Source organism: Parvularcula sp. IMCC14364 (genome assembly GCF_030758415.1).
GTDB lineage: Bacteria > Pseudomonadota > Alphaproteobacteria > Caulobacterales > Parvularculaceae > Aquisalinus.
On sequence record NZ_CP132334.1, the window covers coordinates 2265482 to 2287699 of the forward strand.

General features: G+C 52.6%; 16 protein-coding genes and 1 tRNA gene. 6 read left to right on the plus strand and 11 right to left on the minus strand.

Going from position 1 to position 22218, the window contains the following annotated elements; genetic code table 11:
• A complete protein-coding gene (locus RAL90_RS10710; protein ID WP_306250446.1) occupies positions 1-2865 on the minus strand; it encodes a M10 family metallopeptidase in 2865 nt (954 codons plus the stop codon).
• Between the two features lie 142 nt (positions 2866-3007).
• A complete protein-coding gene (locus RAL90_RS10715; protein ID WP_306250448.1) occupies positions 3008-4492 on the minus strand; it encodes a calcium-binding protein in 1485 nt (494 codons plus the stop codon).
• A gap of 256 nt (positions 4493-4748) precedes the next feature.
• On the opposite strand from RAL90_RS10715, the gene rfbC reads away from it, so the two are divergent.
• Genes rfbC through rfbA form a run of 4 tightly spaced genes read left to right on the plus strand, consistent with a single transcriptional unit; the run spans position 4749 to position 8182 of the window.
• Positions 4749-5363 (plus strand): dTDP-4-dehydrorhamnose 3,5-epimerase, encoded by a 615-nt coding sequence (gene rfbC / locus RAL90_RS10720; RefSeq protein ID WP_306250449.1) that lies wholly within the window; start codon positions 4749-4751, stop codon positions 5361-5363.
• Positions 5360-6412 (plus strand): dTDP-glucose 4,6-dehydratase, encoded by a 1053-nt coding sequence (gene rfbB, locus RAL90_RS10725; protein WP_306250451.1) that lies wholly within the window; start codon positions 5360-5362, stop codon positions 6410-6412. The genes rfbC and rfbB overlap by 4 nt, the downstream gene beginning before the upstream one ends.
• 10 nt (positions 6413-6422) lie before the next feature.
• Positions 6423-7322, plus strand: a complete 900-nt coding sequence (gene rfbD, locus RAL90_RS10730) for a dTDP-4-dehydrorhamnose reductase (RefSeq protein WP_306250453.1) — start codon at positions 6423-6425, stop codon at positions 7320-7322.
• Complete coding sequence (gene rfbA / locus RAL90_RS10735) at positions 7319-8182, plus strand: glucose-1-phosphate thymidylyltransferase RfbA (RefSeq protein WP_306250455.1); 864 nt, start codon at positions 7319-7321, stop codon at positions 8180-8182. The genes rfbD and rfbA overlap by 4 nt, the downstream gene beginning before the upstream one ends.
• 15 nt (positions 8183-8197) lie before the next feature.
• On the opposite strand, the gene ggt is transcribed toward rfbA, so the two are convergent.
• Entirely contained in the window at positions 8198-9961 is a 1764-nt protein-coding gene (gene ggt, locus RAL90_RS10740) for a gamma-glutamyltransferase (protein WP_306250456.1), read from the minus strand.
• Positions 9962-10043: 82 nt separating this feature from the next.
• Between ggt and RAL90_RS10745 the strand changes: the two genes are divergently transcribed.
• Positions 10044-11066, plus strand: coding sequence for a P1 family peptidase (locus RAL90_RS10745; RefSeq protein WP_306250458.1), 1023 nt, complete (start codon positions 10044-10046; stop codon positions 11064-11066).
• A gap of 86 nt (positions 11067-11152) precedes the next feature.
• A tRNA-Arg gene (locus RAL90_RS10750) sits at positions 11153-11229 on the plus strand.
• A gap of 20 nt (positions 11230-11249) precedes the next feature.
• Here RAL90_RS10750 and RAL90_RS10755 read toward each other — a convergent pair.
• The 8 genes from RAL90_RS10755 to gcvH all read right to left on the minus strand — a co-directional run bounded on the left by RAL90_RS10755 (position 11250) and on the right by gcvH (position 22200).
• On the minus strand, positions 11250-11732 hold the full coding sequence (locus tag RAL90_RS10755) for a MarR family winged helix-turn-helix transcriptional regulator (RefSeq protein WP_306250461.1): 483 nt from the start codon (positions 11730-11732) through the stop codon (positions 11250-11252).
• A 36-nt stretch (positions 11733-11768) separates the two neighbouring features.
• Positions 11769-13370 carry a BCCT family transporter gene (locus RAL90_RS10760; protein WP_306250463.1) on the minus strand — a complete coding sequence of 534 codons (1602 nt, stop codon included), beginning with the start codon at positions 13368-13370 and terminating at the stop codon, positions 11769-11771.
• Entirely contained in the window at positions 13367-15364 is a 1998-nt protein-coding gene (locus RAL90_RS10765; RefSeq protein ID WP_306250465.1) for a tetratricopeptide repeat-containing sulfotransferase family protein, read from the minus strand. The genes RAL90_RS10760 and RAL90_RS10765 overlap by 4 nt, the downstream gene beginning before the upstream one ends.
• An 87-nt stretch (positions 15365-15451) precedes the next feature.
• Complete coding sequence (locus RAL90_RS10770; RefSeq protein WP_306250468.1) at positions 15452-18106, minus strand: TonB-dependent receptor; 2655 nt, start codon at positions 18104-18106, stop codon at positions 15452-15454.
• Positions 18107-18412: 306 nt separating this feature from the next.
• The gene (locus tag RAL90_RS10775; protein ID WP_306250470.1) at positions 18413-18886 is read right to left on the minus strand and encodes a GNAT family N-acetyltransferase; all 474 of its coding nucleotides are present in this window, start codon (positions 18884-18886) and stop codon (positions 18413-18415) included.
• Positions 18886-20460: an aminomethyl-transferring glycine dehydrogenase subunit GcvPB gene (gene gcvPB / locus RAL90_RS10780; protein WP_306250472.1), complete on the minus strand. Its 1575-nt coding sequence runs from the start codon at positions 20458-20460 to the stop codon at positions 18886-18888. Before gcvPB ends, RAL90_RS10775 begins: the two co-directional genes overlap by 1 nt.
• On the minus strand, positions 20460-21800 hold the full coding sequence (gene gcvPA / locus RAL90_RS10785; protein ID WP_306250474.1) for an aminomethyl-transferring glycine dehydrogenase subunit GcvPA: 1341 nt from the start codon (positions 21798-21800) through the stop codon (positions 20460-20462). Before gcvPA ends, gcvPB begins: the two co-directional genes overlap by 1 nt.
• Positions 21801-21840: 40 nt before the next feature.
• On the minus strand, positions 21841-22200 hold the full coding sequence (gene gcvH, locus RAL90_RS10790) for a glycine cleavage system protein GcvH (RefSeq protein WP_372340469.1): 360 nt from the start codon (positions 22198-22200) through the stop codon (positions 21841-21843).
• Positions 22201-22218: the final 18 nt, after the last annotated feature.

The window sequence follows — 22218 nt, forward strand, 5'->3', positions numbered from 1 at the left end:
CTAGATCGCTATATCGTCTTCCAAAGCAGCAATTGTGATATTGCGCAAAGTAAGCACATCAAGACCATCAGTGAAGATAACATCGCCTCCAAGCTCAATCATCTGCGCCGTTGCATCATTCACGGATCCAAAGCCAAACGATGACAAATCCAGTGTGTCTTCATCATCCTTGAAATCAGTCACTTCTGTTTGCTCGTGACCTGACCCGAAAATAAATGTGTCGAATCCGGACTTGCCCGTCAGGACATCGTTGCCAGCACCACCAGACAGAATATCATCACCGCGGCGAGCATCAATTATATCATCACCAGAACCACCAAACATCTGGTCGTTGCCGGCACCACCAACAATCAGATCATCGCCCTCTTCGCCATGGATAACGTCATTGCCGCCATTGCCACGTAACTCATCATTACCAAGACCACCGAAAATTGTGTCCGTCAGACCCCGGCCTGAAACGAAATCATTTCCGTCACCCGCAAAGATGTCATCACTGCCACGCCGACCAGAGATATTGTCATCACCGGCGCCACCGAAAATTCTGTCGCCGGAGTCACCCCCAATGATCTCATCATTACCATCGCCGCCGTCGAGGATGTCCTTGTCGCCACCGCCGGAGATGATGTCGTCACCATCATTGCCGAAGATTGTGTCCTGCCCACCATTGCCGGTAAGGTCATCATTCTGGCCACCGCCACTAATTATATCAGCCCCGGCACCACCAACGATGATATCCGCACCAGCATCACCATTCAACGTGTCCTGACCATTGCCGCCGTCAATGGTATCCTGACCGTCGCCACCAGAAATGATGTCATCACCTGACCCGCCTGTAAGCTGATCAAAATCGTCACCGCCAAAAATACGGTCGTTACCATCTCCGCCGTCAATAATATCATCACCGCCACCGGTGGCATCAAAGTCGAAATAATCGAAGAAAAACGAATAGGGAGATGAACCACCCAATTCATTCTCGATAGAGATATTCAGGTCATACGTATCGCCGACATTGATTTCAGACAGATTCGGAAAAGTGCCGACAACAATAAAATACGCCCCGGCGGCTCCAGGGACAAACTCAATGTATGAATCGAGTGCACGGCCCTGAAACTCTGACTCGCTTCCACCAGCCCCGTCCGCCGGATTGGAATCATCGTTGAAAGCAAGAAAATTACCAGTGCTGTCTGTAATGCCAATAAACGAATCCATGTCCCCGGAAGTGTTGTCAATGTCTGCAACAATACGCGCATAAGGATTATTGATTTGAACTCGGTAGATGTCGAGTTGACCGTTACCTGTACCCTGAACCTTCACATGCGGTATGGTAGTCGCATCCTCAATATCAGCGTCTGCGGACAAACTGAATGCACTGCTGATATCAATGGCTGAATTGAGCGTATCATTAGACGTTTCTTGCCCTGCAACCAACACACCGGACCCGAGGGAAATGCCACCGCCAATCGTTGGATCAATTTCCTGCAGCGCTGAGAGACCGTCAAAGTCCCCAATCAGAATATCATCGCCAGCACCACCGTTGATCGTATCTGCGCCCAACCGACCGACCACGGCATCAGAACCACTACCAGCATTCAAGACATTGTCTGCATCATTCCCATCCAGCAAATCGTTACCGCCACCAGTTGTGCCATTCTCAATGATTGCGTTGCGCGCAATAGTCATGCCGCCTGTAACGCCCTCAACAAAGCTGATCAGCCCGCCACCTGTTGCTGTTGCATCGATCGTTGCCTCACCGAGGAACACATATGCATTCTTAGAGCCGGCATAGGATATTTCATCAGTACCATCCGCATCCCAGATCGCAGAATAGAATGTACCAGATCCATTGCTGTCACTCAGGACATAAGTATCATTGCCCGTGCGGGTGGTCATGTCTGCGCCATAAATTTCCTGTATAGCAGCGATATCCAGAGCCATCGGTGTGCCCTGCCAGCCAAAACCATCCTCGGTTGAACCGCCGCCCAATAACTCCCACCCGTCATTATACGACATGGTTGTGTAGACACCCTGGTTGATTTTGCCCGTCCCAAAATCACTTTCAGCGCCAACGCCTGGAAAAAGATCCTGATCGTGACCATGCTCAAGACCAAGGCCATGGCCAATCTCGTGGATCAATGTGATGAAGCCATACCCACCCTGCATAAGGCCTGCAGCATCCCAACCACGACCATCGTGGTTGTATTGTCCAGGGGAGCCAAACGGCGGGAGGACAATGCCGTCAGTTGTTGTCGTGGTGTTGCTGCTTGTATTCGGGAAGAAATGAAAACCGAGTGCACCGTCAGCATCGGTTACACTTTCGATAAGGTTAGCCCCAGATTCATTGGCCACTTCTTGCAGCTGAATATCCGCCACATCATCCCACAACGCCATTGCCAGACGCATGGCATCACCGGCACCATCTTCATCCCAGTCATTGACGTTGTTCTGATCAAAGTCAGAGAATTTGAGATGATAAGTTATAGGGCTGGAATTGTCCCAAGCCGAATCGCCAACCAGCGCCTGAAGAACAGTTGAAAGCGAGCCATCGCTGAAACCTGACGCCGTCGTCTTTGCTTGAGGGCCGTCCGCCGTGCCGGAAGCATCGACAGGAAAATCATCAAAACTTTCACTGAAAGTTGTCCCTGGAGCTACTTCAACAAGGTCCGTCGCCAATTGTATGCCACAACAGCCGCAGCCGCCCTTGCCGTCCATCTCATATTTGTTGGCATGATTGTAGTTCAGCCGGCTCAGCAAGCTGTCAACGTTAAGACCCGCTGCTGCCAGGCTGCTGCCAAACGTTTCTACTGAAAAACTGCTGGTTATTACAGCTTCATCAGACAGTGACTGACGATCAAAAAAACCTGACATATACGTGCTCCCGAGCGCTATTTTTTCATTAAACTACCTTATGGACGACGAATTTGCCAGAAATTAGGCAGCTAAAACAACAACGGCCCACAGCAAGAAAACAGTCTCGCTGCAGGCCGTAAAAAAGCTGTTTGTTTCGTCGTCAGGCTACATCTTCCAGGATGATATTGCCGTTTGCGACAAAATCAGCTTCGGAAATAAAGTCCATCACATTTGTCAGCAGCGCCAGAGAAACAAAATCCTCTCCCACACCGTCAGCGTTAACGAACACCTCTGTCCCAGCATCTGTCGTGTTTAACAGGAGATATGCGGTTACTGGGTCGCTGCTGTCATAGCCAACAAGTACGTCGGAAATATCAAGCAAGTCATTGGTGTTCAGTTCCGTTTCCGGGTCCAGGCGGTTAACGTCAAAATTGTTGATCGTGTCTGTTGTGCCATCAAGGATGCTGTACTCGAATGTGTCAGCACCGCTTCCACCGTCCATTGTTTTCACGCCATCACCAACGAGAAACAGGTCATCGCCCTTGTTACCAAACATGGTGTCATTACCGACACCACCATCAAGGGTGTCTGCACCACTGCCGGCCGTAATAAAGTCATTGCCAGCCTCACCCATCAGAACATCCTGCCCGATGGCCCCCTCAATAATATCATCGCCATTACCGCCAAAAATGGTATCGGCACCGCCGCCGCCAGCAAGTGTGTCATTACCTTCGCCACCGCGAATAAGATCCATGCCCTTGTCACCATTGATTGTATCATCGCCGGTGCCACCATCCAAAATGTCGTTATTCGTGCCGCCAGAGATCGTGTCATTGCCGGAGCCACCTGAGATGGTGTCTTTACCGGAACCACCTTCCAGAGTGTCATTGCCACCGTTTCCGAAGATGGTGTCAGCCCCGCCATCACCATTGATGATGTCATCGCCGCCCTGACCTAAAACGGTATCATTGCCCTTATTGGCTTCTATGCGATCACTGCCGCTGCCGCCTTCAATGACATCAAAGCCGTTACCGCCAATGATGAAGTCACGCCCTGCACCACCAAAAAGAATGTCATTACCTGTTGCGCCGCGGATTATGTCAGCACCAGCCCCGCCAAAGATGGTGTCCTGACCACCGGATCCGGTTAGGTCATCATCACCGACGCCACCATCGATGAAGTCATCGCCGTCACCACCACGGATCTCATCATTGCCATCGTCTCCTTCGAGACGGTCATTGCCATTGCCGCCATGGAGGAAATCAGCACCTGCGCCACCACTCAGGAAGTCATTGCCGCCTTCGCCATTAAGGCTGTCACTGCCGTCACCGCCGAAAAGGTCGTCATTACCGCCGCCGCCAAAAAGAATGTCAGCCCCGATCTCACCAAAGAGTTGGTCGCGCGAGGCACCGCCGCGCAGGGTATCATCGCCCCTGCCGCCGAAGAGGAAGTCACTGCCGTTATTGCCGCTCAGGATATCGTTCCCGTCGCCGCCAGAAATTTCATCATCCCCATTGCCACCTGAGATCGTATCTGCACCGGCCAGACCGCGAAGGACATCATCTCCCCCAAGGCCATTGATTGTGTCAGCACCGTCAGTACCCTCGATCAGGTCGTTACCGTTAGTTCCCGTAAAGTCAGCCATATCCATACTCCAAAATGGTGATCGTTGTTCTCCATCTGGCAAGGATCATGCCATAGATTAAGAGTCAGGTAACCTTTTTTCCGAATCAAAACAGGGCTGAGGGTATTCAGCACAACCATTGCCTGCAAAATACGGGGCAAGCCAGCGCATATAGTGTTTTTTGCCGCTCTTTCAGATGCTTAATGGTATGAAAATACCCGTATGATTACTTAATATCGGACCTAGTGACGCAGTTTTGGAAAAGTTTAGAGAGCACATGGAGCTAAAACACCTCACCATTCCCGAGATCATACTTATCACGCCGCCCAAATTTGGTGATGATCGCGGTTTTTTTTCTGAAACTTTTCGTCAGGAGTGGCTGGAGGCGTTGAACATTTCCACGCCTTTCATTCAGGACAACCATGCGCGATCGGCACATAAAGCTGTCATCCGGGGATTGCATTTCCAGTACGGCGACGCAGCGCAGACGAAACTAATAAGGGTCGTCAAAGGCGCTATTCTGGACGTGGCCGTTGATATTCGCCATGGCTCTCCGACCTTCGGGCAGCATGTGAGTGCAGAGCTGTCTGCCGAAAACTGGCAGCAACTTCTGGTCCCGCGTGGCTTCGCACACGGCTATTGCACTTTGGAAGCGGATACAGAAGTAGTCTACAAAGTGGACAATTATTTTGCGCCGGACAGGGAAGCCAGCCTGGCCTGGGATGACCCCGAGCTGAATATAAGCTGGCCCTTTCCCGATGAGAGTATCATCCTGTCTGACAAGGACCGCACAGCACCACTTCTCACTGAAAGCGCGGTTTATTTTAGGTATGACCCCGCTATAAAACCTTTTTCTGTCGCCTGCCTGAAAGAACCGGAAGTACATCAATGAGATATCTCGTCACAGGCGGGGCCGGTTTTATTGGTTCAGCCGTCATCCGCCAGCTCATATCCAATACAAAATACAAGGTATTAAACCTTGATGCATTGACCTACGCAGGCAACCTGTCATCGCTGGACGCGGTGGCACATCACGAACGCTATGAGTTTGTACAAGGCGACATTCGCGATGCAGAACTTGTCAGAGGAACCATCGCCGGCTGGCGCCCGGACATCATCATGCATTTTGCCGCTGAGTCTCACGTTGATCGGTCCATAGACGGGCCTGCTGCCTTCATCGAGACGAACATCATCGGCACATTCAATCTTCTCTCCGCGGCTCTGGACTACTGGCGCGGACTGGACACTGAAGGTCAGAGACGGTTTCGCTTCCAGCATATCTCCACAGATGAGGTTTACGGCTCTTTGGGCGCAGAAGGCCTTTTCACGGAGAAGACACCGTATGCGCCCAACTCTCCGTATTCTGCTTCCAAAGCAGCTTCCGATCATCTGGTCCGGGCATGGGGGGAGACATATGCACTGCCAGTGATCACAACTAATTGCTCCAACAATTATGGCCCTTACCAGTTTCCTGAAAAACTCATTCCCCTGATGATTATCAATGGACTTGAGGGGAAACCCCTGCCCGTATATGGCACTGGCATGAATGTACGGGACTGGTTGTATGTCGAAGATCATGCCGATGGCCTGATACAGGTTAGTGAAAATGCCGTACCTGGCAGCACCTATAATCTTGGCGGTAATGCAGAGCATACAAATATGGAGGTTGTGCACGCTCTGTGCGAAAGCCTGGATAAAATAACGCAAGGCAAAGGGCCGCACAAAGATCTGATCACTTTTGTGACTGACCGACCAGGGCATGATGCTCGCTACGCCATCGACTGCTCAAAAATAAAAACCGAGCTTGGCTGGACGCCAACTGTGAGTTTTGGGGAAGGTCTGGAAAAGACCGTACACTGGTACGTCAATAACAAGAACTGGTGGCAGGACATAAGACAGAGAAAATACGCTGGCGAGCGCCTGGGGAAAGTTACCGCCTGACGTGTTAAACTTGAAAAAGAAAATTCTGATTACCGGACGCAACGGGCAAGTAGGCTCTAAAGTGGTGCAGCGTGCTGGCGACTTCGGATTCCACGCCTTTGCCCTGAACCACACGCAACTTGATATAACTGATGCAGATGCGACCATGTCAGCCATCGGGCAGATCAAACCTGATATTATCATAAATTGTGCGGCATATACTGATGTAGATAAAGCTGAGAGCGACCAGAATGCTGCATATCAGTTAAATGCCGCAGGACCTGCCAATCTTGCCAAGGCCAGCTCTGACGATTGCGTGCTGCTGCATATCTCTACTGATTACGTATTTGATGGCAACCTGAACCGGCCATACAGGGAAGATGACCTTACAAACCCGCAAACAGTTTACGGCATGAGTAAGCTGCAAGGAGAACAACAGATTATATCCTTACACCCGAGGTACATTATTCTGCGTACGGCCTGGGTCTACAGCGAAACGCATCGTAACTTCCTGAAGACCATGCTGCGGGTTGGCCGCGAACAGGGTAAAGTGCAGGTTGTCAAAGACCAGAAAGGCTCCCCCACCCATGCTGCCGATATTGCGGAAGTACTGATAAAAATGGCTGATTTGGCCCGTCGTGAGGAAATCAGCCAGGAAATTTCAGGCATTTATCATTATACAGGTGCTGGCCAGACAAGCTGGTATGAATATGCCTGTGCCATTTTTGACCAGTTGCAACAGGAAACTGGCGAGAACATTCCTGTCACTTCCATTTCAACTGATGAATATCCGACACCTGCAAAGCGGCCCGCCTGGTCCGTACTCGATATGGGTAAACTTTCAGACGACCTTGGCATCAAGCCTGTGCCATGGGAACACCGGGTCAGGGAAACAACCAGAAACATTATCCGTAAGGAGCATACTTCATGAAAGGGATCATTCTGGCCGGCGGGGCGGGCACACGCCTTCACCCGTTGACACTTGCCATGTCGAAGCAGCTATTGCCTGTCTATGACAAGCCGATGATCTATTATCCCCTGTCCACCCTGATGCTGGCCGGAATTCGGGATATATTGATTATTACGACTCCTGAGGAGCAGCCCCGATTTCAGGCTTTGCTTGGTGATGGTAGCGCCTGGGGAATAAACCTCTCTTATGTGAAGCAGCCATCACCGGACGGCCTCGCCTGTGCTTTTATTCTTGGTGAAGAGTTCATTGGTAATGACCCGGCCTGCCTCATACTCGGTGATAACATATTCTACGGATCAGGATTGATGGAAAAGCTGACTTCCGCAGCGGCCCTGACTGAAGGCGCACGGGTGTTTGCATATTATGTGCGCGACCCTGAGCGCTATGGCGTTGTCAGTTTCGACGAAAATGACACGGCCACATCAATAGAAGAGAAGCCCAAGAGTCCAAAATCAAACTGGGCTGTTACAGGACTTTATTTTTACGATAACAGCGTCGTTGAAAAAGCGAAATCGCTTACACCGTCAGCGCGCGGTGAATATGAAATTACCGACCTCAACATGTTGTATCTGCAGGCACAGACACTGACGATTGAACGCCTGAGCCGTGGCTATGCCTGGCTGGACACCGGCACACATGAATCTCTTCTCAATGCTTCAAACTTTATTGAGACCATAGAGCAACGCCAGGGGTTACGCGTGGCATGTCCTGAAGAGATCGCTTACCACAAAGGCTTCATTGATGCAGGCCAGCTAAGAGAGCTGGCACAGCCATTGGAAAAATCAAGCTATGGAGAATATCTTCTATCCCTGGTGAGTTGACTGTTCATGGCCAGATTACTGCCCGGTCAGGACGACGCCTTCACGACGTGAGTCCGCTCCTCCCTCGATGCTGCCATCAGCTTTGAGCACAAACCCGTAAACGCCGCTGTTCAGGTCCTGTTGCTGAACCGCATGGCCAAAAGCCTCAAGATCAGCCAGACGCGCTTCATCAAGGGTGTTATCTTCCACCAGCACGCCGCCGCGGGGCACCACAATATTCGGCTGATCTATTGCCTCCTGCAAAGACATTTCCCAATCAATCAGGGCAACAAGTGTTTTGGCCACATAGCCGATTATCGCTGATCCACCCGGCGAGCCAAGCGCAGCATAAACGGACCCGTCCTCATTCAGAACGATGACCGGTGACATGGAGGAACGCGGTCGCTTGCCCGCGGCCGCTGCATTGGCAACCTGCCTTCCGTCTCGCTCAGGCAGGAAGGAAAAATCTGTTAGCTGATTATTCAGTATCATGCCACCTGCCATCAGATGGCTGCCAAACGGAAACTCTACCGACGTTGTCATGGAGACAACCCGACCATCGGCATCAATGATCGAGAAATGGCTGGTCGATGGCGGCTCTGGTGAAGCGTCCTTGCCCGGTGTTTCTGCTGAAGTACTCAAATAGGAGACAGGATCACCGGCACTTACCTCAATCGAAGAACGGTCTTCCTGGATCAGTGCCGCCCTGTCGCTAATATAATCAGCCCTCAAAAGGCTCCCGACAAGATCGTCGGCACTAAAGTCTGCTCCGCCCATGGAGACAGGGTCCGCCAGAAAAATGTTACGATCCGCATAAGCCAGTCGGCTCGCCTCCAAGAGGAGATGCCAGGCCGCAGGTGATGCGGGTGCTTTAGCTGCAAAGCCTGTCTGCTCAAGGAGCAAGAGGATCTGCAATACGGTGACACCACCGGAGCTGGGCGGTGCCATGGAACAAATTTTCTTTGTACGGTATGCCGCACATACCGGTGTGCGCTCCAGAGGCTGATAGCTCAGGAAATCATCCAGCGTCATTGTCGCAGCGCCAGCAGCAGCATTGACGGCAAGGGCCATCTCTTCGGCAACCTGCCCCGCATAAAAGACAGCGGGACCTTCATCAACAAGATACTGCAATGTGGTGGCATAAGCCGGGTTTTTCAGCACATGGCCGACAGGCCAAGGCTCACCATCCGCATCCAGAAAATATGCCGCAGCTTTTTCACTCTGCCCAAGTCGGCCACGGGTCGCCATTCTGGAGATACTCTGGTGAAGACGCGGCGTAACAGCAAAACCCTCCCGCGCGTGGTCTAGCGCCGGCGCAAGAAGTGTTTCCCATGGCAACGCGCCATGTTTTTCATGTGCCATTGCCAGCATGGCCACGACGCCCGGCACCCCCACAGAACGGCCCCCGGTGACGGCATCATAAAAACCCATAGGCGTGCCATCTTCATTCAGGAACATCTCCGGTGTTGCACTGGCAGGGGCCGTTTCACGCCCATCATAGGACGTCAGTTTCTCCGTAGCCGGATCATAATGCAGCATGAAAGCCCCCCCTGCGAGGCCAGATGACTGTGGCTCCACCAGACTCAGCACGGCCTGAACAGCAATCGCCGCATCAACTGCGGTCCCCCCTTGCGCGAGAATATCAAGACCAGCCTCAGCCGCCAGTGGATGCGCCGCAGCAACCGCATATTGCCGGGTGCTTTCAGGTATTTCCGGAACGGTCGCATTTCCCGAGGGCGCTGGCTGTTCGCCGCACGCGGCCAACAGAAACAGTGAGCCAGTCATCAATTTGCGCAACATGGTGGTCCTTTCCAGCAACGGCACGTATTATCGCGCCTTTGTAACCTCGCCTCGACTCATTTCGCAATTGAAGGCGAAAGCAATGACAGGAAAAATCATGACAGCAGCAAAAGCCGCGCCCGGCCCCCGCAACGCCATCACCGATGTTGACGGCATATTAGTCGGTGAGGCTGTCGATCCTGATGCCATGACCGGCGTGAGTGTCATCCTGCCTGATCCGCCCTGTGTTTGCGGGGCAGATATTCGCGGTGGTGGGCCAGGCACCCGCGAAACGGGCACACTTTTACCGGAAACGCTGGTGGACAGAATTGACGCGCTCGTGCTTTCGGGTGGCTCTGTCTATGGCCTGGCGGCAGCTGACGGCGTCACGGCGGCCATGGGCGCAGACGGGCGGGGCTTTTCTCTCATCCCCCAGGAGGGTGTGCCGGTCTCACCCATTGTACCAGCGGCGATTCTCTATGACCTCGCCAATAGCGGCAACAAGGATTGGGGTGACAAGCCTCCCTACACAGCACTCGGCGCCGAGGCATATGCCGCCGCGGGCCCGGAAGTGAAACAGGGGCGCGCCGGTGCAGGGTTTGGTGCCAGAGCGGGCGCCTATCCGGGTGGCCTCGGCACCGCTTCATATATTACTGAAGATGGATGGCAGATTGGTGCCATCGCGGCGGTCAACAGTTTCGGCTCCCCCTATATGCCGGGCAGCGATTGCTTCTGGGCATGGCCTTATGAACTGAATGATGAATTTGGCGGGCGGCGACCGGGCAAGGATATGCCGCCAAGTGAAGGCTTTCCGCCGGATACCAAGATCGGAATGCCGATAGCGCGAACCAATACCACCATCGCCGCTGTGGCTGTCAATTTGGCGCTTTCCAAACCGCAGGCAAAACGGCTGGCGATCATGGCACAGGATGGTCTTGCCCGTGCCATCCGTCCGGTTCACGCCCCTGCCGATGGGGACGTTGTATTCGCCCTCGGCACAGGCCGACTGGACCTGCCGGAGCCCGCGCCGCTCAGCATGACAAGACTCGGTACTCTTGCAGCAGACTGCCTGGCCCGCGCCATCGCGCGCGGGGTGTATACCGCAGAAGAGGCTGTAAAACCCTGAAAGAATTCAGCGTGAATTATCCTTGCAATCGCCCCTGCTTTGCGCTTTATACGGTCACTCGCAACGCAGAATCTGTTGCGTGAAATGCACCGGTAGCTCAGCTGGATAGAGTACTTGACTACGAATCAAGGGGTCGGGAGTTCGAATCTTCCCCGGTGCGCCATTCTCACAGATGTTTATTGGTCATGTGCCCGGGGTTGCTATGCCGCCGACATCAAGGACCGGGGCGGCGTCGAGGTCTTCTGCATCCAGTAACAGGGCGACGCGTTCCAGAGCCGCGATGAGGAAGGATTGCTCCCAGTCTGCAAGTTTCTGAAAACGTATTTCAAATCGCTCCTGCAGACTGTCTGGTGTCTCTTCAAGAGTTGCGCGACCAATGCCTGTCAGTTCCACCATAACACGGCGTTTATCCTGCTCATCCTTGCAACGGGTGACAGCGCCCCTCGCTTCCAGTTTGTCGATCAGCGTCGTGACAGTTGCCTGACTGAGAGAAACTTCCTTTGCGATTCTGCCTGCGGTCTCCTTTCCGGATTTGGACAGGACCTGTAACAGGATGAGTTGTGATGGCGTCAAGCCGGACGATTTTGCCAGTGCACGTGAATTGATCTCTGTTGCCCGCAAAATCTGGCGCAGCGCAATCAGGGCGGCATCGGAGCGTTCAGACATGTCGCAATCACCTCGTAATCGTGAGCTGGGCCAGCCTCATTTTCGGGACGGCATTTCCGTCATTAAGCCACGATAAAGACTGACGCAACAGACCAGTAGAACAAGCGTGAATGGCAAGCCCGCTGCAATCGTGCCAGCCTGGAGCGAGGTCAGTGCCTGAGAGCCTCCGCCCACAAGCAGCACGATGGCCACCAGCCCCTCCATTGAGGCCCAGAACACGCGTTGAGGCACAGGCGCATGCAGCTTGCCACCGGCTGTAATGCTGTCGATGACAAGTGACCCTGAATCCGAGGATGTGACAAAGAAAACAATCAGTAACAGGATCGCAACAAGGGAAGCAATTTCTGAAAAGGGCAGATTTTCCAGCATCTGGAACAAGACCAGAGATACTTCACTGATGCCATCAGGCAGCGCACCAACGCCGCTGTCTACCTGCTCAAGCGCGGCGGTGCCAAAGGAGGAAAACCAGATAACAGAGACAACGACCGGCACAACCATGACGGCCCCTAGAAATTCACGGATTGTCCGGCCGCGCGAAACACGGGCGATAAACATCCCGACAAATGGGGACCATGAAATCCACCAGGCCCAATAGAAGATGGTCCAGCCATGGAACCACTCTGTATCATCACGACCTATCCAGTTACTGAGCCGCGGCGTGTCCAGGACATAATTCACGGCATTGGTGCCAAAGCTCTGCAGGATCGCTGCTGTCGGCCCTGCAATAATCACATACAGCAGCAACAGGATCGCAATCACGATGTTGACATTGCTGAGTATTTTGACACCGCCATCCAGGCCCCGGATGACAGAGAAAATAGCCAAGCCTGTGATCCCGGCAATAAGCAGTATCTGGGTGCCGATGGAGCCATCTATGCCGAACAGAAACTCAAGACCGTTGGCGGCCTGCCGGGCACCAAGACCAAGTGAGGTTGCCAACCCGAACAAGGTTGCAATGACGGCGAGAATGTCGATCAGATGTCCTGGCCAACCCCAAACACGCTCCCCGAATAACGGGTAAAATGCAGAGCGTATCGTCAGGGGTAATCCCTTGTTGAAGGTAAAAAATGCCAGGGCCAGCCCAATAACCGCATAAATTGCCCATGGCGTTATCCCCCAATGAAAAATCGTTGCACTGAAGGCCAGCCGCCGTGCCTCTGGCGTCATCGCCTCGACATCAAGAGGTGTGCCGAACCAGTCCGTGTAATACGCCATTGGCTCAGCTGCACCATAAAACAACATGCCAATGCCAACGCCAGCAGAGAACAACATCGATAACCATGACTTGGTACTGAACTCTGGCCTTGCATCGTCCCCACCCAGTCTGATTTTCCCGAACCGGGAGAAGGCGATAAATACACAGAAAAGAAAAACGAGATTGGTCGCGATAACAAAGAACCAGTCAAAATAATCCAGTGTCCAACTTCTGGCACCGGTCAAAAACACGCTGGCTGCATCAGGAAAAAGAAGCGCACCGACAACGAAGCTGAGGATGAGGCCAGCACTGACGAAAAAAACCGGATTGTGCAGATCCAGCCCCAGGAAATCTATATTATCCTGACCCGTTTGATACTCTGTATCATAACAGGATTCTTCAGGAGCAACATCTTCCGGCAAAATCTCGTTATCGTCACTCATGCTTGATACTCCGTTAGTGCCGGGCCAAGGGCTGTTTTCAAGGGGGATAAAAATTCTTCGTAATGCTTCCATTGGGCGACGCCAGACTGATAGATTGGCTGGCGTACCTGCTCGGAACTGGCCGTGCGCACAGACCGTTCCGTTTTGTAAAAATCGACACAGGCCTCTTCGAACGGCAAGCCGCAGAAATCGAGAATGCGCATAACCTGCGCCCTCAGATCGCTCACGACATCTTCATATTGCACACGCAGGATACGCCCGGGCAGCACGCTGTCCCAATGCTGCATCAAGCTGACATAATCGCGATAATACTGACCAACTTCCCGCAGGCCATAAGTGAATTCCTGTCCCTCTGCGAACAGTTGCTTGAACCCGCTGAAACAGCAAGCCATTGGTTCGCGGCGTGCATCAATGATTCGGGCGTTTGGCAGGATCAGATGTATAAGTCCAATATGACGAAAGTTGTTTGGCATCTTATCCGTGAAAAATGGCGCTTGCTGACGGTGTATGCGCGTATTGGCGATGTATTCCTCACCATAGGTCGCAAGCTGTTCTGGTGTCAGGTCATGCAGAATTGATGGGTATCTGGTTTCTTCAGCACTCGAAATACGCCCACGAAGACGATGAGCCAGTGACAGGATATTGGGCAACTCCAACGTACCATCCACCTGACTATGCGTGGCAAGTATCTGTTCGAGCAATGTGGAGCCGGCACGCGGTAACCCGACAATAAAGATCGGATCAGGCGCAGCGCAACCCTTATTCACGTGCTTGCTGAAGAGGTCAGGCGTGCATATCTCTTTCTGGGCATTGATTTCAGCCGTCATCTTATCCGCATCATACCGGCTCTGAAGGCGTTTCAACTCATTTCCATGCTGATAAAATTCGAAGGATTTTTCATAATCAGCCCTGTCTTCATAAGCCTTACCCAAAGCAAAATTGAAGTGAACGCGCTGCATATGGGTCAGATGAGATCCTGCAACAGCCTTTCTCATCCTGCCGATTTCGTCATCAGTAAATCTATAGGTCTTGAGGTTTGCCAGACTGTAAAAAGCATCACCATGCTCCGGCATCGCCTCATAGGCTGCACGATAGCTGGCAACAGCTTCTTCATTGCGGCCATACGTTTTCAGAGCGTGACCTTTTGACGTTAGTGTCGCTGCATCATTGGGAACTTTTTTCAGGACTTTGTCGAAGTACTGAAAAGCTGTCTCATGATCACCGATCTGCATGGACTCGATGGCCAGATGAGATTGAAATAGAGGGTTGTCCGGCTCCCTACCATGAAGGTATTTCGCCTGCTCCAGAGCCGCCTCGAATTTCTGCCGTTTGCGCAGAACCTGGATATAATCCAGACGCAACTGCACATTTTCCGGCTCAAACTCAACGGCACTTTCGAGTAGAAACTCGGCATCTTGATAAATTCCGAAACGCGTACCTATTTCTGCCAGCAGGCGCATGGCTTCTGTATCTCGGGGGTGTTTCTGTAAAAAAATCCGGCACAGATCTTCTGCTTTTTGCAACTTGCCTTCGTGAATGAAATTCGTCACCGCAAGCAGTTCTCGTGGCAAGCTGGTCAACCGCCGTAACTGAGCTTCAGCTTGTGAGGCCTGCGCGGCATCCCCCACCTGACGGAACAATTTCGCCTGCCATTGCCAACTGGCCGTCAGCGCCGGGTTGCTGCGATTGGCCTGCACATAAGCATGCAAAGCCATATCAACTTTGTTCAGCTCCCTGAAAACATGCCCTTCTTCCTGCCAGGCACGCCCAAAATCAGGTGCAAATTTTTTCAGATTTTCCAGTGTCTTCAGTGCAGGTGCATGGCGTTCAAGATAACGCTCACAAACGGCCTTCATGTATAAACCGTCAATGCTCTCGGGCTCATCGGACAATATATCGCTTATAACTTCGAGAGCTTTCCCGAAATTGTTTTCATAAATCAGTTTCTGAGCCTGCTTCAGCTGCCCGCCTGATGTCTCGCCGTTTTCCGTCACCGCTCACCGTTTTCTGAAAACTCAAAAAGGAAGGCCATCAAATGATGCGCCTTCCCCTTACTCATTCACGTCAGCCAGACTTGAAGTCTAGTATTCTACAGAAAATCTCAGGCCCACCGTACGGGGACGACTGACAGTTACGCGTTCCCGGTCGAATACGAAATTGTTATTCAACTCAGAACGCTCATCCGTGACATTATCCACAAACAATACTGCGGACCATTTCTCATCGCGGATACCGGCAGAAAGATCCAGTTCAGTCCAGCCATCGATTTCTGCCCGATTGATCGTAATGATGTCGCTGAAAGACTCACTGGAATGCGTGACCTGCCCCTGGACATGTGCAGTGTATGGACTGCTTTCCATATCCCACTCATATCGCGCCCGAATGTTGCCCTGGAATTCAGGGGCATAAGCCAGAGAAGTCCCGGCAACCACATCATTCGTTGGCGTGAGAACCTCGGTAATCTCTGTATCAAGAATGGATAAGGCACCCGTGATGTTCAGGCCGGGCACATCAACCGGCGCATATTCAAAGTCTGCTTCCAAACCTGTAATTTCCGCATTGGCCGCATTATCCGAGAAGAACAGGTTGGTCACACTTGGATCAAAAATAGTAGTCTGCAACTTCTCGATTTCAACAAAGAAAAGACTACCATTCAACCGAACCTGATTGTCAGCGAGATTTGTTTTCCAGCCGAGCTCATAGTTTTTCACATCATCGGTATCAAGTGCAAATGGGACGGTAAAACCATTGGGTCCTGCTGCACCACCAGGGCGGTTCAGAAGACCGGGACGGAAGCCCTCAGAATATGTTGCATAGATCAGGACATCATCATTCGGCGTCCAGGTACCGGTGATTTTGGTAATGACCCCGTCTGTTGTCGCCTTGTCTGGTGCGTTGAGGGCATTGAAAACCTGAAATGCCTGAGAACTGCTCAGACCTGTCGCCTCAATATCAGCCTGACTGCTCACAACAATAGCGCCCGGAGGCGGATTGGAGGCAGAATCCAGTGCATATGTCTGACGCAAGCTGTCATCACAGCTGTTGATGAACGTAAATACACCATCTCCATCGTAAAGGTCAGAAATATTGGTACCAAAAGCATTTTCATCAACCTGACTGAACAGATTACAGAAAGAAGCGTTCGCACTCCCCTCAAAGTCTACCTCAATGTCGTATTGGCGCGCACCAACCGTCAGGGCAAAGAATTCATTGAACTCGAAAGTTGCCTCGCCGAAGAAACCAATCTGCTCGTCCGTACGTTTAATATCATTGCGGAAAACCACATCAGCCGGGAAGGCGTCACGACTGGTCGCAAAAGCTGTGGGTTGTGCGAAGTTTGGCGGATACCCATCCGGGATACCGTCGTTGTTGGCGTCCACCTGTTGATTGCTTGGATATGCAAAATCATTGCGCTCCAGCAGTTCAAGGTCACTATAGAAAGCACCGAATGTGGCACGCAGACGATGTTCGGCGGGAGTATTGAAGCGCAATTCCTGCGTCAGGATTTCCGTTTCTGTGGTTGAGGCAACATAAAGGTTTGGCTCATGGCAGGTGCCGGAAAGTGGCGCACTTGTGCTATAGGTCGTGTAGTAATCGCAAATATAATAGGGCAGATACTGACCAACGAAAAGATAATCCGTATAGTCAACACGTTGCTCGGTATCACGCTTTGTGAAAGCTCCTGTGTAAAGGGCTTCCAGCGCGCCCAACCGGCCCTCTACTGTCCAGGCCGTGTTGTGGTAGTCATCTTCAATTTCATCCTGCTCAAAACGCTGAATTTCAAGATCATCCAGTTCAGGGTCCTGAAAAAAGACGCCATCAGATTCAATGCGCTGGCGCGAATGCGCAACGAGCAAATTCCAGTCATCATTGAACTCATAAAGACCACTCAGACGGAAACCGGCATAGCTGGCATCGTTGAAGTCCTCTTCAACAAGGCCGCTGTTATCCGCAGCTTCAAAATTGATATTGTTGCTCGGATTAGTGGAAGAAAAACCGGCCCGGTTTGGCCCGACCACTGTCCCGTTTGCCCGCACAGTCCCCTGAGGGCGATATCTGGCTGACTCTGACAGATCGCGGAAGCCCTGAACATTATCAATATAGCCCCCCTGCTGATCATTATAGATAACGCCGCGCAGCGCAAACTGATCGTTTACCGGAATGTTGATTGTAACATCCGCTTTATAGCTTTCTTCCCCTTCCTCCGTAAAGGACGTGCCGAAATTGGCACGGGCAGAAAACTCACCAAGGCGTGGTTTGTTGGTAATCAGGCGGATGGTGCCTGCCTGGGAGCTGGCACCGAACAGTGTGCCTTGTGGGCCGGAGAGAACCTCCACCCGCTCAAGGTCAACAGCATAAACATCAAGGTTACGTCCCGGCTGTGAAACAGGCTGCTCATCAAGGTAAAGCGCCACGTTGGGAGCAAGGCCAGCAACCCCAGCAGTTGTGAGGTTAGGGGTCGTGGAGGCAAGCCCGCGTACGTAAATTGTGTTCTGGCCAGGTCCGGAGCCACCAGCGGTAACGCCCGGTAGCTGCACAAGATAATCCGAGAAAACGTCGATGCGAAGATCATCAAGCCTTTGCTCGCCCAGCGCCTGCACCGTTACAGGCACGTCCTGCTGGCTTTCTGTCCGCTTGGTGGCTGTTACGACAATTTCGTCGACCTGCGCGGCGGCAGGCGAACATAAAACAGCAATTACGGCGATCGCAGATACGCCAGTCCTGGAAAATTTCACAACTATACTCCTTAAAAGTCAAAATATGGGATCGTAACTGGATGACGATGCAGACTGCATCTCGACTAAATCTCAGCTTATATTGCCCCGGGTGAGCGCCTGTACGGCAACTCGATGAAGCCGCTATAGCGCAATCATTCGAAAAACGAAACATTTACTATAGAAATAAATCAGGAAACCTCACAGCTTCTCGCGAAGGATTCCCCCAAATCCCCGCTTTATCTACGTGTCAACGGGCCTTTCCAGACAAGACCCTTGCTTAAATGAGCACCTAATTCTTAGTTTTTCGGGAGTTTTCGAGCAAATTCAAAGTTGCTTTTGCAAATACACCACGCCGGGAAGCGGGTTTTGGTAATATGCACTGGTTTGGGAAAACCCTGCGTCTGCATAAAGATGCAGCGCCGCTTCCAGACGCGGCAGAGTGTCCAGACGCATGATGTGATATCCTGCAGCACGGGCAGCTGCGAGGACCTTTTTGACCAATGCCCTGCCTATACCCTGCCCCCGGCCGGCCGGGGGCACATACATGCGCTTCATTTCACAAATGGCCACATCCGCCATGGGGCGGAACGCCACACAGCCAGCCGGCGTACCATCAGCCAGTTTTGCCAGAAAAATATCGCCTTCAGGCGGTGCATAACACCCCGGAAGAGTTGCCAGTTCCTGCTCAAAACCCTGAAAACAGAGATCCTCGCCAAGATCCTCAGCGTACTCACAGAAAAGCCGGGCCGCCACTTTCAGATCTGTGGCGTTGCGGACCGGCTCTATTGTAAAAGTCACTACTCAGCTGCAAGGCTTGCGGCGTCGCCCTCTGGCGCTGTCCAGCGCAAGACAGGCTTGCGCGCAGCCCCTGTTTCATCCAGCCGCCGACGCGGCGCGTGAACGGGCGCAGCCTTGAACTTGCCTGTCTCTCCAGCTTTTGCCGATTTGGCCAGGGACAGCAGCGCATCGCAAAAACGGTCAAGCTCCTGTTTTGATTCAGATTCTGTTGGCTCAATCAGCATCGCCCCATGTACAACAAGCGGGAAATACATCGTCATTGGATGATATCCTTCATCAATCATCGCTTTGGCGAAATCGAGCGTATCAACACCTGTATCTGCCAGAAAGCGATCATCAAACAACGCCTCATGCATACACGTCCCTTCAAAGGCCGGTGTCATTTCATCTTTCAGGCGAGCAAGAACGTAATTTGCATTGAGCACAGCATCTTCTGCGGCCTGCTTCAGGCCATCTGCACCGTGGCTCAGCATATATGACAGTGCCCGGACGAACATGCCCATCTGGCCATGAAACGCCGTCATGCGCCCAAAACTCTGCCCCTCATCCTGTGCACGTTTTTCGACCAGCTCAAATCCATCCTGACCGGACACGACATATGGAATGGGAGCAAATGGGGCCAGCGCCGCTGACAGGACTGTCGGGCCTGAACCGGGACCACCACCGCCATGCGGGGTAGAAAAGGTTTTGTGCAGATTGATATGCATGGCATCAATGCCCAGATCTCCCGGGCGCACCTTGCCGGTGATGGCGTTAAAGTTGGCGCCATCACAATAGAAATAGCCACCGGCCTCATGCACAGCATCTGCGATAGCGCGAATGTCCCGCTCAAAGAGCCCGCACGTATTCGGGTTGGTGACCATAATGCCAGCGACATCAGGCCCCAGCTTTTCGCGGAATGCCTCAAGGTCTACGCGGCCCGTCTTGTCAGCCGGGATAGAGTCAACCTTGAAGCCACACTGGGCGGCTGTTGCCGGATTTGTGCCGTGTGCGGATTCAGGTGCCAGCACACGAATGCGGGTTGCGGCCTCTCCGCGTGCTTCAAGCGCGGCCTTGATCGCCATCATGCCGCATAATTCGCCATGCGCGCCGGCTTTTGGTGACATGGCCACGGCAGGCATCCCTGTCATCTCTTTGAGCCAGGTCGCCAGTGTATCAATCAACTCCAGCGCGCCCTGTACAGTCGACACTGGTTGAAGGGGGTGAATGTCCCCAAAACCGGGCAGCCGTGCCATTTTTTCATTAAGGCGCGGATTATGCTTCATTGTGCAGGAGCCAAGCGGAAATGGTCCCATGTCGATGGCATAGTTTTTCTGACTGAGGCGGACAAAATGGCGCATTGCTTCAGGCTCAGCGAGACCAGGCAAGCCAATATTGTCCTGACGCGCCAAGCCACCAAGACGATTTTTGATACCCTTTGGCGCAGGCAGGTCAACGCCAGTGCCTTGCATGTCTCCCGCTTCAAAGATCAGAGGCTCCTCGATCTGCAGGGCGCGGTTGCCCGTGAAGGTAGCTGTTTCAGTCATCTCGTCAGTCTCCGGACGGGTGGGACGACCCTGGTTATTCATGGACATTACAACACCTCCTTCAAGGCCGTCGCAAAAGCTTCTATATAAGCAGGGGTGACATATTCCGTAGCGGCGACGATCAGCAGATCAGATTTATCCTCTTCCTCCGGCCACAGACGACCACCAGGCACACCTGCAAGAATGTTCTTCGCGGCAAGCTCTTCAACCACGTCTTCCGCATTGCGCGGCAGTCGCAGTGTAAACTCATTGAAAAAGGACGTATTGACCAGTTCCACACCGGGTATTGCAGACAGCGTATCGGCAGCAGCACAGGCCGTTTCGTGGTTCAATGTCGCCAACTGACGCAAGCCCGCCCCGCCCAGAAGGCTCATATGCACCGTGAAGGCCAACGCGCACAGGCCGGAATTGGTGCATATATTCGACGTTGCCTTGTCCCGACGAATATGTTGCTCACGCGTTGACAATGTCAGCACGAACCCGCGCTGCCCGGCAGCATCCGTTGTCTCGCCGCAAAGGCGCCCAGGCATCTGGCGTACATATTTCTGACGCGTGGCAAAGAGCCCCACATAAGGCCCGCCATAATTCAGGCTCACACCAATAGACTGGCCTTCTGCAACTACGATATCCGCCCCCATCTCGCCGGGGCTTCTCAATGCGCCCAGCGACACAACTTCAGTGACCACCGCAACCAGCAAAGCACCCTTATCATGCGCTGCTTTTGCGATCGGTGTGAGGTCACGCACATTTCCAAAAATATCCGGCGTCTGAACAATGACGCAGGACGTGTCATCGTCAATCAGGTCAAGGATCTCGCCTTTCCCGTCTGGCGTGGCATGTGCCAGAACGACTTCATCCCCGATCAGTTCCGAATTGGTGCGGGTCACCGAGGCGTAGTGCGGATGAAGTCCGCCAGACATGATGACGCGCCCACGCTTGGTGATACGCTTTGCCATAAGGGCCGCTTCAGCACAGGCCGTCGAGCCATCATACATGGAGGCATTCGCCACATCCATTCCAGTGAGCGCAGCTACTTGCGTCTGGAATTCAAACAGATATTGCAGCGTGCCTTGCGCAATTTCTGGTTGATAGGGTGTGTAGGACGTGAGGAATTCCGAGCGCTGAATGATATGGTCCACTGTCGCAGGCACATGATGTTTGTAGGCCCCTGCCCCGACAAAAAACGGTCCTGCGCCGGCTGCACGGTTTTTTGCTGCAATCTCGCCCAGGAGTGATTCAACCTGCAACTCGCCCTGGTGATCCGGCAGATCGAGTGTCGGGTTCAGCGTTTCGCCTGGCACATCCGCAAACAGCTCATCAATGTCGGTGACACCGATGACCTCACGCATCTGCGCCCTGTCAATCTCGTTTAATGGCAAATATCTCATAACAATTACTCCAGCCCGTTACCGCGCAGGCTTCAACAGGTTATCCAATAAATTCTTTATACGCCGCTTCATCCATCAGCTTGTCCAGCTCAGATACGTCAGATGGCTTGATTTTCACGAACCAGGCCGCCCCTGCCGGGTCTTCATTCACTTTCTCAGGTGCATCCACAATATCGTTATTCACCTCGAGAATTTCTCCTGAAATCGGTGCATAAACATCAGATGCCGCCTTAACGGATTCAACCACCGCCATGTCGTCATTCTGGCTAAAGGCCTTTCCTTTGTCCGGCAGTTCTACAAACACAACATCGCCAAGCTGTTCGGCGGCATGGGGGGTGATGCCAACAGTTGCAGTATCACCTTCAAGCTTTACCCATTCATGGTCTTCTGTAAATTTCAGTGTCATGATTTATAATCC